Below are 13,459 nucleotides of genomic sequence, written 5' to 3'. Positions count from 1 at the left end.
CGCGTGACCAAACAACGATAGGTGAAACTCAACGCCCTCATATTCAATTTTCGACAGCGGTTTTTCCAGCTTGTTGGGGATGGAGGGTCTGCCGCCCGCGCTTGGACCGTGAACGAACCTTTACACGCCGCGCCGCGAACGACTAGATCGAGCCTTATTGCCTACAGAACGCTGCGAACCGCCGCAGGAAGTCGACGATTTCCTGGCGGTTCTCGGACAGGGCCAGTTGTTCGTCTATCGCGGCGGGAGTTTTCTTCATGAGTTCAAAGCGCAGGAATAACTCGCTCGAAAAACGCGTACTGACCGTGGACAGGACAACGCGGAGCTGCTCAAGCATATCGTCGCCACGGTGGGAGCCGTGCATCAGGGCGATCGGCTTGTTGATGATCTCATCACCCGAAACCAGCCAATCTATCGCGTTCTTAAGGCCGCCCGGGATTGTCCTTACATATTCGGGGCTTGAAATGATCAACCCGTCGCTTCGCCGGATCTGATCAATGAAGGTTCGAACGGGTTCAGGCAACGGGCCTGTCTCCAGATCGGGTGAGAAGACCGGCAAATCGCCAATCCGGTCGAACACGGATATCGTGTGCTCCCGACGCACGATGTCCGACACGGAATGCAGCATCGCCGTATTCGTTGAGAGCGTTCTGGCGCTACCTGAGATCGCAAGAAATTCCATAAGTTCCGTATAAACTCTGCAGAATAACGCTTCAACGACCCCACTGCCCTGCATAGACGTTGTTCCTGTATCGTGCCGCGAAGGGCGGCTTAGGTGGACATAGATATCATATGTCTGAATTGGGAGAACGACCGCTGTATTGGCTTCGCTGCAAGTTGATCTTGCAGCATTTTTGTCAGCAGACTGGAGAACCACGTGGCCGCTTGCAGTGGGCCCGATCGCTACCGCTCAAAGGAGACATGGCTTTGTATACGTCATACGAGCATCATGAGCCAGCAAGGCAAGGTTATGCAGCTGAGTAGTGTTGACTGGGCGATAAGCGTGGCCACCCTTTCGCGGTCTGCGCCGTAGACCGAGGCCAGCACATGCGCCGCCGATGCGGTCGGCAGCGCGGCAAAGATCGTCAGCACCATGCGCGGCCCTGGCCCAACCCCCAGAAGGGTTGCGCCCAAGAACGTCGCGCCTGGCAGGACGATGAGCTTGATGGCGTTCAGTGCGACTTCAAACCGATCCATCTGTGCCAACGCGTGCCAGTTGACCGAGGCGCCGATGGAGAGCAGCGCGACAGGGACGGCAGCTTGAGCCAGCTTGGTTAGTGCCGTCATCACCGTATCAGGCAGGTGGATTTTCAGCACAGAAAGTGTGACACCCACAACGCTGGCGATCAGGAAGGGATTGGTCATAACCTGATGCAACGTCTTCTTCCAACTCACCTCATGGCCGCGCGATAGCGCTGAAATCGCCATTATGTTCGCAACCGGCACAGCGAGGCCGATGGCGATTGACATCAGGCCGCGATATTCGGCAGGCAGTGCCTGCGCTGCAACTATCGCAATCGCCGTGTTGAACCGCCAGACCGTCTGCCACATTCCCGCGAAATCGAGGAGGTTCGAAGGCCCCAACCCACGCAAACCCCAAGCGAGAGCACAGGCAAACACCATGCCCGCCCAGACCCCCAGGCCCATTACGGTGAGGTCCACCGTCGAGGGCGGGCTTCTGAGCGCGCTCACAAAGATGAGTGCAGGAAACAGCAGGCAGAAATTGAGCTTGTCGATCCCCTGCCGTCCGGGTGCGGGCAAGGTGCGACGCAAAAGCCCACCCGTGATCAGGAGCAAAAAGTCGGGCAGCAGGGCAAGAAAGACCGGAGGCATCAGCTTACTCCTTCAGCGCGGCCACCAGCCGTCTTGCGGCCGTGCCCAAGGTCTCGGCGTCGAGCCCGGCAAAACACAGGCGTAGCCGATTGCCTAACCGATGATCACCACGTTCCAGAGCGAAAGCGGGACCGGGCGCGTAGAGCACGTCTTGATCCAGGGCGCGCTCGAACAAGCCCTCGGCCCTGGCGTCCTCGGGTAGGGCCGGGAATAGGAACATCCCGCCGGCCGCAGGCTCAAGGGTGAAGTCGGCGCGCGCGAGCGCCGCAGCCAGACGGTCTCGCCGCGCCGCGTAGAGTTTGCGCACCCGGCTTAGATGAGCGTCCAGCCGGTCAAGTTCGAGGTAGCGTAGCGCCACCCGTTGCGCCAAGGAATTCGGCTGCAGATCACCAGCCTGTCGCAGATCGGTCATCGGTTGCGCAATGGCCTGCGGTACGGCTGCCCAGCCAAGCCGCAGCCCCGGCGCCAGAATTTTCGAAAGGCTCCCCGCCCAGATGACCACGCTGCCAGCCACCTCGGCCGATAGTTCCACCAGCGCGGCGGGCGGCGCTCCCGCAAAGGAAAGGAAGCGATAGGGGTCGTCCTCGACCACCGACACGCGATACGCGGCACAAAGCTCCAGAAGGCGCTTTCGCATCGGCAGGCTCCAGGTCTCACCCCCAGGGTTGGAGAAGGTCGGCTGGGCGTAGAGTGCGGACACTCCTACCTGCCCGAGCAGCCGACCCAGATCGGTCAGATCGGGATCTTCCGCCGTCACCCGATAGCCCGAGACCCGCAGCCCCGCCGCCGCGCAGATCGCCAGAATCGCTGGATAGACCGGCTCGGGGAGCAAAACGGTGCTGCCGGGGCGGGCAAGGCTGCGCAGCGCAAGATCGACAACCTGCTGTGCGCCTGAGGTCACGATCAGCCGATGACCTTGCGGGCGCGGCGGGGTCAGCGCCACCAGTGCGGCGATGAGTTCTGGGTCGCCCGCGCTCGGCCCATAGCTCCAGGCGGTGGCGTCCAGGGTCGCCCGGTGGCTGGCCTCGGTCAGCCCCTCGACATCGTAAGCATCGCGCGAGGGATGGCCGCTGGCGAGGTTGAGCATGCCGGGGCGAGTATTGTACGGATAAAGCGCACGTAGCGGATTATCCGGAACTGCCAGCACCAACGATGAGAGTTCGGGAGAGAATACGTCAGTCTGCACGGGGCCCTCTTCTAACTATTTTGTTGTGCTTCGACATGCCATAAGAGAATTACTAGGTATGATAAAATATCCTTCGGTTATCTTATGGCTCTCGTCGATCTTCCCTCATCAACGCTCCGGCTCCTGTTGCACATTGGTCGGACTGGCAACCTGACCGAGGCAGCGCGTGCGTGCGGAATCAGCCAGCCTGCTGCCAGCAAGGCGATCGCTCGCGCCGAGGCACAAAGCGGTCTGGCTCTGGTGCGGCGCGACCGGCGCCCGCTAAGCCTGAGCGCTGAGGGGCGCATCCTTGCCGATTACGCACAGCGGCAAGAGGCGATGGCGCGATCCACCCGTATTGCTCTTGACGAATGCCGCGTTCAGGGACGCGGGCTGGTGCGCATCGCCTCTTTTGGTGCCTCGGCCTCGACGCATATTCTGCCCGGACTGGTTGCGGCCGTAACCCGGAGCCGTTCGATGCTACAGGTGGAGATCTCGGAAAGTGCCGACTTGATGAGCCTCGAAGCCCTGCGCGAAGGGTTGGTCGATTTCGCCATTGCAATCGAGGACGAAGCGCCCGATCTGGATATGATCCCGCTCGCACGCGACCGACTCGTTGCACTGGTCAAGCAGGGGGAGCCCCTAGCGAAATGCACGACAGTGGATGCTGAAACGCTCGCCGGCCACGATTTCATCATGACCAAAGGGGGCAGCGAGCCGCTGGTGCGCGCCTGGTTCGCCCGTACCGGGCACGCACCGAATGTGCGTCACGGCATTCAGCAAATTACATCGATTCTTGCAATGGTCCGGGCCGGAATGGGGGTTTCAGTGATCGCCGAAATGGCAGTTCCCGAAACCCACGCCGGTGTTTCCGTCATCCCGCTCATACCCGAGCAACCCAGGGTAATCTGTCTGGCACGCCGACAAGGCTCATTTGCTTCGCACGCGGCGGAGTTATTCTGGAAGACGGCTTTGGCCAGATCACATAGCAAATCGTTTGGCGACATCTGACTGTGTCGCCCGACTTTCCTGGGGCTGTCCCTCAGAGGTGGCCAAAGAAAACTGCACAGGTGTGCCAAGTGGATTTTCCGCTCCTGATCCGGCAGTGTGCTAGAACGAAGGAGCGAAAATGGCAAGGCGTCTGGACTGAACGCCCCTCAGATCTGGTCCACCACTTTCTCCAGGCACCAGACCTTGGCCACGATCTGCCATCCGTCTTCGCCTTTCAGCAGCGACAGGTGATCCTGATACACGTTCTTGCGCGCGCGAAAGCGGATCTTGGCGACCGCGCTGACCGGCGACAGGTAGTCCACCATCAGGATCTCCGCATCCGGCTCCTGGCCCAGGGCATGGGGCGAGTTGGCCGCATTGCCGCCCACGTCTGCATTGAAACTCGCAACCGGCTCGGCGAAAATCACACCTTTCTCAGCGTCAAAGAGACTCGCCGCAGGGTGAAACACGGCGTCCAGCTTGGACTTGTCGCAGAAAAACAAACCGTCAAAATATCTCTGCAACGCCTCAAAGAGCTCTGCGTGGTTTTCCATGTGATGACCGCTTTCCAATTCTGAATTTCGTTCCGGCTTATGGTTTAGGGGCTGATGCCCTCTCTGCCAAATGAAGAGATTTGGGCGGGTGCATTCGCAATCGTGATGCATTCAAGGAAGCCCATCAAAGATCAATGTGGTTGCTGCCCGCATTTTCACTGAAGTCTCAGGTCCTCGATCGCGATTCAGGTCTCGCAAGCCGTCATTCCGGCAGATGAAGCGAGCGTTCACTGCACAGAAGGACCTTTGCAATGCTCAGAACTTTTACCGCTGCCGCGGTTTGCTTGATTTGCGTGACCGTTTCCGCACATGCCGAAGCGACCGGTTTTCGGCAGGTTGGTATCGATAGTGAGGGTGCGCGTCCGCTGCATGTCGCACTCTGGTACCCGACCGAGGACAGAGCCGCATCCGAGCAGGTCGGGGAAAATCCGGCGTTCATCGGCATTGATGCCATTCCCGGAGCAACGCCGAAGCCAGGCCCGCATCCACTCATCGTGTTGTCGCACGGGTTCGGCGGCAATTGGCGGAACCTGAACTGGCTGGCCGGCGAGCTTGTGAGGGAGGGCTATGCAGTCGCCGCCCCGGATCATCCCGGAACGACAACTTTCGACCGGGATCCGGTTCGCGCCGCAATGCTTTGGGAGCGGCCGCGCGATCTGAGCCGCACCATCGACGCCGTTCTGGCAGATCCGGTGCTGGCTGGCGAAATCGATCCCGACCGTATCGCTGCCATTGGCCATTCGCTGGGAGGCTGGACTGTAACCGCGGTTGCGGGCGGCCGGTTCGACCCGGCGCAGTTCACATGGGATTGCGAGGTCAACCCCAGTCTCCGGGCCTGTTCGCTGTCCAGGGAACTCGGGCTTGCCGATCCAGCCCTCACCCGGGATTTTCGTGACCCGCGTGTGAGAAGCTTTGTCTCACTGGACCTTGGTCTGGCGCGGGGCTTTACGCCCGAAAGCCTGGCTGTGCTGCCTGTTCCGGCCCTTATACTGGGCGCGGGCATTGATGTTGGGGATATGTCAGCTGAACTGGAATCCGGTTGGCTGAGCGAACATTTGCCCGCCGGAAGCACCCGCAAGGCGACAATCCCGGATGCAATGCACTTCAGTTTCATGCAGCAATGCAAGCCCGGGGGAGAAACATTGATCGAGGCACAGGCGCCGGGAGAGGGAATTATCTGCCACGACGGCGGCGACCGTGGCCGCGCAGAGATTCATGCGGAGATCTCCGCGGCAGTCATCAGCTTTCTGGAGGAAACGCTTCTGCCGCGCTGACCGGAGCAATCGTGCCGGACCTTGCCTGGCGGCGCCAGCCGCTGGGTGAAGTGCCGGCAACGCGCCGGAATTCGCGGTTGAAGTTCGACTTCGTCTGGAATCCACAGTCGAACATTATCGCCGTCACCGGATGGTCCGTTTCCGCCAGCAGTTCCATTGCGTCGCGGATGCGCCATTCATTAATGGCTTGCGAAACATTCTGGCCCAGCTTGCGGTTGATCGCCCCGGAGACCTGCCGGGCGGGAATGCCCAAACGGCGCGAAAGCCGGTCCAGTGTCAGGTCGGGATCCCGGTAAAGCCTGAGCTCGGCGAGGATCCGGTTTACCTCTGCCATGACTTGGCTGTCCGCGGGTGCCGGGAGGTCTCGCCGTTCAGTCTCCTCGGCATTCCCAGCCACAGGTGCCGCTTCGGGACGCGGTAGGCCGCGCGCCATCACGATCACCGTCCAAGCAAGGGGCGGCAAGACCAGAAGATTGGCCGCGCTGACGATCTCCCGGACGTGGTCGCCATCGCCCAGTCCGAAGTCCAGGGCGATGGCCAGATCCACTGCCCCGGAAAACAAAAGCAACCCGCCCGCAAAGGCGGCTGCACGGCCGGATTGCCGGGCTTCGCTCAGCCGGGCTCCGGTGAGATTGTCTGCTCCTGCGAGACCACGCTGCCTCAGCATTGCGCCGTACCCGAGGAACAGCGCGGCCAACAAAGCATCGACCGGCGGCTGCACCCAAGGCCACAGCGCCGAGAGCACAAGAACTATTCCTGTTGGCACGAAATGCGGCCAGGCCGAACCCTTCACCGGCCCGCTCAGGCCCGAAAAGCACAGCCACGCGGCAGGTGGCAAAAGCGCCGCGATCACCGGTTGCAGGAAGCGGAAGACTGGCGCCTCGTAGCTCCACCGCAGACCGACAACCACAAGCAGCAAGATGCAAGCACTCAGGAAGACTATGGCAGGTCTTTGGCCGTTTTCCCTCTGTGTCATGATGAGACAAAGCAAAAAGGCGAGTACAAGCGCGACAATGAAGGGCAGCGGCACCGAGATCATGCGGGCCACTAATACCTCAATCTGCGCGAAGGGGAATGCCCCAACCGGCACCGGATTTCACCTGAACTCTGGCGGCCCACTATTCTTGCCCCCTGCGTGGTCGCGAGCGTCCTTTTCGGAGCGGGCGCGCCCTTGTCCCATTCGCCCGTCAGCTCGGATTTCGTTGATCGGTTTGATCACCGCTAGGGCGTAGACCCATAAACCAACCACCACCGGCGGCGTTCCCGCGAAATATCAGTGGTTTATGGGTCTACGCCCTAGTCCAACGGGTCCGACGAGTTTGCTGAGACTTTTCGCTTGTTGGCCTTGAGCGCTGGCCGGATGCCGAGCCAGAAGACCGAGAAGGCCGACATCAGCAGCAGGACGATGGCCACCGGGTGATTTGTCAGATTCGTCACGTCTCCCCGCAGGATCGTCGCCGTCTGTCCCAGTGACAATTCGAACCTGGGCCCGAGGAAATAGGCGATGACAAAGATCACAACCGGATAGTTGAGCGCGTTCATCGCCATGCCAAGCGCGGCGAAGATCAACATCACATAGACCCCGAAAATCCCGCCGGTGGACAGATAGACCCCGACGATGCACAGCACGAGCCCGCTGGCGAAGACGATGGATTCCGGCGCGGTGATCAGCCGGGACCACAGGCGCAGCCCGACCAGACCAAAGACAAGGTTGCAGGCATTGGCGATGATCATGGCTCCGAAGAGGCCATAGACCAGCCGCCCCTGCTGTTCGAAGAGGAGCGGGCCGGGCTGCAACCCGTGGATCAGGAAGGCACCGATCAGCAGCGCCGCCGAGACGCTGCCGGGAATGCCCAGCGTCAAGAGCGGGATCAGGCTGGCGCCACCCACAGCCGAATTCGCCGATTCCGTTGCCGCGATGCCGCGTATATCGCCCTTGCCGAAGCTCTCGGGATCCTTGGCCGCCTGTTTGGTCGAGGCATAGCTCATGAAGGCGGCGGCGGTGGACCCGATCCCCGGCACGATGCCGATGCCGACGCCGATCAGCGCGCCGCGCAACAGCACAAAGCGGCAGGCCAGATATTCGGCAAGGCTGACGCGTTTCTGATCGGCTGTCTGGTCGCGCGGAATATGCAGGGCCGGCCGCATCCCGCCCGACATGTTTGCCAGCCGCGCGATGATCACCGAAACCGCCAGCGATCCGATGGCCACAGAGGAAATCGGGAAACCGCTGTAAAGATCCGGGAAGCCGAACAGGAAGCGGGGCGTGGAATGCTCGGGGTCGAGGCCGACCGTCGAGATCAGCAGACCGAAGACGGTTGCGATAATACCCTTGGTCACCGAGCCACCGATCAGGCCGGAGATCAGCGCAAAGGCCATGATGATCAGCGCGAAAATTTCGACGGGCCCCATCTTGAGCGCGACCACCGCCAGCGGCGCGGCCACGGTGATCAGAACCAGATCGCTGAACGTGTCACCCGTCACCGACGAGTAGAGCGCCATTTTCAGCGCTTTGATCGGCTTGCCCTTTTGCGTCATCGGATAGCCGTCCAGCGCCGTCGCGCTGGCATCCGGCGTGCCGGGCATGTTGATCAGGATGGCGGGGATCGCCCCGCCGACCAGCCCGCCCTTGTTGACGCCGATCAGAAATCCGATGGCCGACAAGGGGGTAAAGACCAGGGTAAAGGGAATGGCGATGGCAATGGTCATTTCCTGGCTGCTGCCGGGCATCGCGCCAACGAATTGTCCCAGGACCACTCCGGCCAGGACAAACAGGATATTGCTCAGGGTGAAAGCGTCGCCCAGACCGGCCAATATTGTCGCGAGATCAACCATGATCGCCTCCGTCAGGCCAGTGTTCGGTCAAGAATACGCTCGACCAGCAGCCAGATCCCCAGGGGGATGGCAACACCACCGAGCAACAGCCAGTACCAGCGCCGCTCCCCCATGAAGAGCATGAGGATCAGCGCCAGGACCGGGGCGACATATTCGAAGTAGAGCCGGTCCATGGACCAGACCGCGGCCACCATCAGCGCCAGCAAACCCACCGCGCGGATGACAACCACCGTGTTGAAATCGGCATCGTCCTTCAACGTGACCATTTGCACCGCCGCCGCGATGGTAATGATCCAGAGAAGGGCGCCGGGAAGCGTGGACGGAACGACACGTCCGTATGAAACAGTTTCCACCTGCTGCGGCATGACCAGAAACAGGAATGTCAGGCCAAAGGCCAGAATTCCGCCGGTCACGATACGTTCAAAAGTCATCTTCCCCTCCCTCCTTGGCGACCGGGCCGACAGACGGCCCGGTCAATCTTGTTGCGGATCGCCGCTTAGTTGCCCGCCGCCTCGATCAGCGAGGTGATCTCGGACAGGCCGTTCACCAATTTGGCTTCGGTGCCGTCGGCCCCCAGATTGGTCGGCGTGGTCTGCATGACATTGCCGACCAGCTCGGTCAGGGCATCGGAGGTGATCGCCGCATCCAACGCCGAGGCCAGTGCGTCGCGCGCTTCGGGATCCAGCCCCTTGGGCGCAGCGATGTAGAAATAGGGCTCGGCGGAATAGGGGAACCCCTGCTCGATGAAAGAGGTGGTGTCCGGTGCGTAGGCTTGACGGGTCTGCGTTGCGACCGCCAGCATCTTCAGGTCGTCGGATTCGATGTACTGAATATGCGCACCCGCCCCCCAGCCCGCCTGCAACTGGCCACCCAGCAGCCCCTGGATGATCTCGGCGCCGCTCTGGTAGTTGACCAGTTCGAACCCGGCCCCCTCGGTATTGTTGATCGCCTGCATCATCAGCCGCATCTCGCCGCCGTCGAAACCGACCAGTGCGCCGCCGTTTTCCTTGGAGTAGGCGATCAACTCGGCGATATTGTCATAGGGCGCATCTGCCGGCGCCACCACGGCCAGCGGGGCCACGGCGACGGTTGCCAGATAGTCGAAGCTGTCAGCCTTGAACGGCAACGTCTCGCCGCGCTCGGCAAGGTTGATCAGCGTCGGGATGGTCACACCCATACCCATGGTCAGCCCGTCGGGCCGCGCATTGACCAGTTGCGAGAACATGGCGATACCGCCGCCGCCTGGCTTGTTTTCAACGACCACGTCCCAGCCGGTGTTTTCTTCCATTTCCGCGGCCACAGCGCGGGCCAGCGTATCGGTGCTGCCGCCGGCACCAAAGCCGACTTGCAAGGTAATCGGGCCATCCGGCTGCCAGTCGGCCAGCGCCGCGCCGGGTAGCGCAACCGCCGCGGCACAGACCGCCGCTTTAAGGGTGTTGATGATCTTCATATCTCTCCTCCGTTGGGTTCAGTGTGATAGAAACAGTGGCAATTTGGTCTTGCGCAGCACCGATGCGGTGACACCGCCGAACAGGTCTTCCGACAGTTTCGAGTGCTCATAAGCGCCCATCACCAACAGGCCGGCGTCCATCTCGTCGCTGAATTTCAGGATCGAGTCGGCGATCGATCCTGATAACGGGATGAAATGATGCCGGGCCTCGACATTGTGCCGGGCCAGAATGGTGACTAGGTCTATGGGCTTGGGGACCGGCGAACGTTCGGGCTTGCCGACTGTGACGATCTCGACTTCGCGCTTGGTCTCCAGGATCTGCATCGCGTCAAAGAAAGCGCGAGCGGCGGTGCGTCGCCCGTCCCAGGCGACAATCGCCTTTTCATTGATTTCGGGCACTCGGAAGTTTTTTGGCGCGACCAGGATTGGGCGCCCGCTCTCATAGGCGATGCGGTCCGGGTGCAGCACCAGTTCATCCGCAGAGATCAAGTTCTCATATTGGCCCAGTACCGTGATGTCGAAGAGCCGCGAATAGTCAGAGACCGCACGGTCGGGGTCCTCTCTCACGTCGATCCAATGCAACCTTTCTTCGGCGATCCTGTCCCGCGCCTGATCCCTGAACTTTTGGGCCAGTTCCTCAGTCCGGCGTGCGGTGATCTCGGTGATCGACTCACGCATGGCGTTGCTCAGCCATTTGGGAATGTTGCGGGTAACGCTGGAGGCCCCATGCGCAACGATGCCAGTAAGATGCGCGTCGTATTTCGCCGCCATCTGTAACGCCAGATGCAGGGCCGAATCCGAGGCCTCTCCACCGTTATAAGCAATCAGGATGTTCTTAATTGCCATGGGAAATCTCCGGCAAGTTACTGAAATATTGTAGGGATTCTGGGTTTCGCAGGGCGGATCCATTGGTCACATCACGCCCGTTGATCAGGTTCTTGATGGCCAGTTCGGCGATCTTGCCCGTGCGGGTATAGGGAATAGCCGCCACTTGGATGACCTTGGCCGGCACGTGGCGCGGTGAGGTATTGGCGCGGATCTCGTCGCGGATCCGCTTGACTAGGGCTTCCGTCAACGCAACGCCCCGCTGCAATTGCACGAACAGGATGATACGTTCGTCGTTGTTCCAGCGCTGGCCCACCGCGACGCAATCGGCGACCTCGGCCACGCGCTCGACCTGACGGTACAGCTCGGCAGTGCCGATGCGCACGCCGCCCGGGTTGAGCGTCGCGTCGGAGCGGCCGAAGAACTCCATCCCGCCCTCCGGCATCAGCTCCACCAGATCACCCTGGTGCCACAGCCCCGGATAGGTCTCGAAATACGAATTGCGATAGCGCGCCCGGTCGGTATCGTTGAGAAAACCCAGTGGCATGGACGGGTGCGACAGCCGCGAAATCAACTCGCCGGGGCTGCCGCGCAATGGGGTTCCGGCCTCGTCCACCACATCGACCGCCATGCCCAGCTGCCGCTTCTGCGACTGCCCGGCATAGACCGGCGAAATCGGCGAACCACCGACGAAACAGCCGAGGATATCCGTGCCCCCGGCGATCGAGGACAGGCACAGATCGGATTTCCAACGCTCGTAGACATAGGCGAACCCGCTCTCGGACAGCGGCGAGCCGGTCGAAAACAGCACCCGCAGCGCCGTGAGGTCATGGCTGTCCTTCGGTTGAAACCCGGCGGCCATGCAAGATTCGATGTATTTCGCCGAAATACCGAAATGGGTCACCCGTTCGGCCACACAGAGATCCGCCAGCCGCGACGGGCTGGGGTAGAACGGCGAGCCGTCGAACAGCACCAGAGTCGCCCCAGAGGCCAGCGCGCTGACCTGCCAGTTCCACATCATCCAGCCGCAGGTGGTGTAGTAGAACAGCCGGTCGCCGGGGCGGATATCGCCCTGCAACTGATGCTCTTTCAGATGCTGCAAGAGCGCCCCACCCGTCCGGTGGATGATGCATTTCGGCAGGCCGGTGGTGCCGGATGAGAACAGGATGAACAGGGGATCGTCAAAGCCCATCGGCTCGAAAACCGGCTCCCCCGCCGCATGAGGAGCGCAGAACTCCGCAAGTGTCACCACCCCCGGCCCCTCGCCACTCTCGCCAGCATAGGGCACGCAGACCAGATGGCTGCAATCGTCCAGCTTGCCAGCAAGATCGCGCAGCTTGTCCATGCAACGGTGGGTCTTGCCGTTATAGTGATAGGCCGGAACCGTGAAGATGACCTTGGGCCGGATCTGACCCAGCCGGTCGATCAGGGTTTGCGTTCCGAAGTCGGGCGAACAGCTCGACCAGACCGCCCCGAGGCTCGTCGCGGCCAGCATCGCCAGGATCGTCTCTGGGATGTTGGGCATCACGCCCGCCACCCGGTCGCCCTTGCCCACACCCGCCGCGCGTAGCGCCTGTTGCAGGCGGGATACTTCGGCCCGCAGTTCGGCCCAGCTCATCTCGCTACGCGTGCCGTCCTCGCCAATGCCGATCAGCACCGGGCCGGGCAGATCAGCGCGCAAGAGATTTTCGGCATAGTTCAGCCGCGCTTCGGGAAAGAAGCGATCATCGATCATGTGCTCGCCGGGGCTGAGGGCGCTGTTGCCCTTCAGCCCGGTCACGCCGCAGAAATCCCAGACCGTCGACCAGAAAGCGGCGCGATCCGTGACCGACCATTCCCAAAGCGCATCGTAGCCCTCGAAAGGCCCGTATTCACGCATGAATCTGTTTAGCAAGCTCGCCGAGACCCGCTCGGCACTCGGTGTCCAAAGGCAAGTGTTCATGGCTTTGCCTTCCCGCCAGGATGCCGCACCAGGCTTGCAACAACGCAACCGCTGTGGGTGACAAGTCCTTTCCTCGGTACCATTTGCCCAAACCTTCCATTCTCAGGAGCCTGCAAGGAAAAGGCTAGGTCACACGCGCTTTTGCGTATGTCCTGTCAAATTGACGACAAAGGCCGATATGTTGGCCCGCAGTTCGCCAGACTACGCCATGTTTGTAAGCGGCGTCTCCACCTCACCCAGGATCAGCTTGACGGCTGGAAGTTCCAGGGGAGGAGTTCATCGAGCTGGTTAGCGGGGTGTCCTGAAGCGATGGCTTCGAGGGTGGCCTTGAGGTAGGCGAAGGGCTCGACGCCGTTGATCTTTGCCGTGGCGATGAGCGAAGCGATACGGCCCCAAGCGCGGCCGCCTTCGTCATGGCCAGCGAAGAGCGCGTTCTTTCTCGTCAATGCGATAGGGCGGATCAGGTTTTCAACGGCATTGGAGTCGATCTCGACGCGGCCGTCGTGGAGGAAGGTCTGCAGCCCGTCCCACTGACGGTGGATGTAGGCCAGCTTCTCTCCGAGACGTGACTTTGAGGAGATCCGGCGGCGC

Annotated in this window: 13 protein-coding genes; 2 read left to right on the top strand and 11 right to left on the bottom strand. The window is 61.3% G+C overall.

Annotated elements, in window-relative coordinates; genetic code table 11:
• Positions 1–154 precede the first annotated feature (154 nt).
• The 3 genes from GKC28_RS19400 to GKC28_RS19390 all read right to left on the bottom strand — a co-directional run bounded on the left by GKC28_RS19400 (position 155) and on the right by GKC28_RS19390 (position 3,019).
• Positions 155–682: an NADPH-dependent FMN reductase gene (locus GKC28_RS19400; RefSeq protein WP_174148684.1), complete on the bottom strand. Its 528-nt coding sequence runs from the start codon at positions 680–682 to the stop codon at positions 155–157.
• A 254-nt stretch (positions 683–936) separates the two neighbouring features.
• Positions 937–1,833: an AEC family transporter gene (locus GKC28_RS19395; RefSeq protein WP_174148650.1), complete on the bottom strand. Its 897-nt coding sequence runs from the start codon at positions 1,831–1,833 to the stop codon at positions 937–939.
• Positions 1,834–1,837: 4 nt separating this feature from the next.
• Positions 1,838–3,019, bottom strand: a complete 1,182-nt coding sequence (locus tag GKC28_RS19390; protein ID WP_174148649.1) for a PLP-dependent aminotransferase family protein — start codon at positions 3,017–3,019, stop codon at positions 1,838–1,840.
• An 84-nt stretch (positions 3,020–3,103) separates the two neighbouring features.
• Here GKC28_RS19390 and GKC28_RS19385 point away from each other — a divergent pair, with 84 nt between their 5' ends.
• Positions 3,104–4,009: a LysR family transcriptional regulator gene (locus tag GKC28_RS19385; RefSeq protein WP_174148648.1), complete on the top strand. Its 906-nt coding sequence runs from the start codon at positions 3,104–3,106 to the stop codon at positions 4,007–4,009.
• Between the two features lie 146 nt (positions 4,010–4,155).
• Here GKC28_RS19385 and GKC28_RS19380 read toward each other — a convergent pair whose 3' ends face one another.
• Positions 4,156–4,542 (bottom strand): nuclear transport factor 2 family protein, encoded by a 387-nt coding sequence (locus GKC28_RS19380; protein ID WP_174148647.1) that lies wholly within the window; start codon positions 4,540–4,542, stop codon positions 4,156–4,158.
• A 251-nt stretch (positions 4,543–4,793) separates the two neighbouring features.
• Here GKC28_RS19380 and GKC28_RS19375 point away from each other — a divergent pair, with 251 nt between their 5' ends.
• Complete coding sequence (locus GKC28_RS19375; RefSeq protein WP_174148646.1) at positions 4,794–5,816, top strand: alpha/beta fold hydrolase; 1,023 nt, start codon at positions 4,794–4,796, stop codon at positions 5,814–5,816.
• On the opposite strand, the gene GKC28_RS19370 is transcribed toward GKC28_RS19375, so the two are convergent.
• The 7 genes from GKC28_RS19370 to GKC28_RS19340 form a co-directional block, all read right to left on the bottom strand.
• Positions 5,782–6,726 (bottom strand): helix-turn-helix domain-containing protein, encoded by a 945-nt coding sequence (locus tag GKC28_RS19370; RefSeq protein ID WP_368041149.1) that lies wholly within the window; start codon positions 6,724–6,726, stop codon positions 5,782–5,784. The two genes, GKC28_RS19375 and GKC28_RS19370, sit on opposite strands and share 35 nt — an antisense overlap.
• 386 nt (positions 6,727–7,112) lie before the next feature.
• A complete protein-coding gene (locus tag GKC28_RS19365) occupies positions 7,113–8,651 on the bottom strand; it encodes a tripartite tricarboxylate transporter permease (protein ID WP_174148645.1) in 1,539 nt (512 codons plus the stop codon).
• A gap of 11 nt (positions 8,652–8,662) precedes the next feature.
• Positions 8,663–9,082 (bottom strand): tripartite tricarboxylate transporter TctB family protein, encoded by a 420-nt coding sequence (locus GKC28_RS19360; protein WP_174148644.1) that lies wholly within the window; start codon positions 9,080–9,082, stop codon positions 8,663–8,665.
• Positions 9,083–9,147: 65 nt separating this feature from the next.
• Positions 9,148–10,101 carry a tripartite tricarboxylate transporter substrate binding protein gene (locus GKC28_RS19355; protein WP_174148643.1) on the bottom strand — a complete coding sequence of 318 codons (954 nt, stop codon included), beginning with the start codon at positions 10,099–10,101 and terminating at the stop codon, positions 9,148–9,150.
• 18 nt (positions 10,102–10,119) lie between these two features.
• Positions 10,120–10,947, bottom strand: coding sequence for a universal stress protein (locus GKC28_RS19350; RefSeq protein WP_174148642.1), 828 nt, complete (start codon positions 10,945–10,947; stop codon positions 10,120–10,122).
• On the bottom strand, positions 10,937–12,868 hold the full coding sequence (locus tag GKC28_RS19345) for an acetoacetate--CoA ligase (RefSeq protein WP_174148641.1): 1,932 nt from the start codon (positions 12,866–12,868) through the stop codon (positions 10,937–10,939). Before GKC28_RS19345 ends, GKC28_RS19350 begins: the two co-directional genes overlap by 11 nt.
• A gap of 242 nt (positions 12,869–13,110) precedes the next feature.
• Positions 13,111–13,459, bottom strand: a 349-nt coding sequence (locus GKC28_RS19340; RefSeq protein ID WP_174148640.1) for a transposase, incomplete at its 5' end; no start/stop codon positions are given.

The organism is Leisingera sp. ANG59, assembly GCF_013317235.1.
Classification (GTDB): Bacteria; Pseudomonadota; Alphaproteobacteria; order Rhodobacterales; family Rhodobacteraceae; genus Leisingera.
Note: the sequence above shows the minus strand (reverse complement) of the source record. Positions and strands in the feature narration are given on the sequence as shown.

What these genes read in the sequence shown, in the direction of transcription:
- GKC28_RS19400 (WP_174148684.1), bottom strand. Translation starts at nt 682, where the DNA reads ATGGAATTTCTTGCGATCTCAGGTAGCGCCAGAACGCTCTCAACGAAT.
- GKC28_RS19395 (WP_174148650.1), bottom strand. Translation starts at nt 1,833, where the DNA reads ATGCCTCCGGTCTTTCTTGCCCTGCTGCCCGACTTTTTGCTCCTGATC.
- GKC28_RS19385 (WP_174148648.1), top strand. Translation starts at nt 3,104, where the DNA reads ATGGCTCTCGTCGATCTTCCCTCATCAACGCTCCGGCTCCTGTTGCAC.
- GKC28_RS19380 (WP_174148647.1), bottom strand. Translation starts at nt 4,542, where the DNA reads ATGGAAAACCACGCAGAGCTCTTTGAGGCGTTGCAGAGATATTTTGAC.
- GKC28_RS19375 (WP_174148646.1), top strand. Translation starts at nt 4,794, where the DNA reads ATGCTCAGAACTTTTACCGCTGCCGCGGTTTGCTTGATTTGCGTGACC.
- GKC28_RS19365 (WP_174148645.1), bottom strand. Translation starts at nt 8,651, where the DNA reads ATGGTTGATCTCGCGACAATATTGGCCGGTCTGGGCGACGCTTTCACC.
- GKC28_RS19360 (WP_174148644.1), bottom strand. Translation starts at nt 9,082, where the DNA reads ATGACTTTTGAACGTATCGTGACCGGCGGAATTCTGGCCTTTGGCCTG.
- GKC28_RS19355 (WP_174148643.1), bottom strand. Translation starts at nt 10,101, where the DNA reads ATGAAGATCATCAACACCCTTAAAGCGGCGGTCTGTGCCGCGGCGGTT.
- GKC28_RS19350 (WP_174148642.1), bottom strand. Translation starts at nt 10,947, where the DNA reads ATGGCAATTAAGAACATCCTGATTGCTTATAACGGTGGAGAGGCCTCG.
- GKC28_RS19345 (WP_174148641.1), bottom strand. Translation starts at nt 12,868, where the DNA reads ATGAACACTTGCCTTTGGACACCGAGTGCCGAGCGGGTCTCGGCGAGC.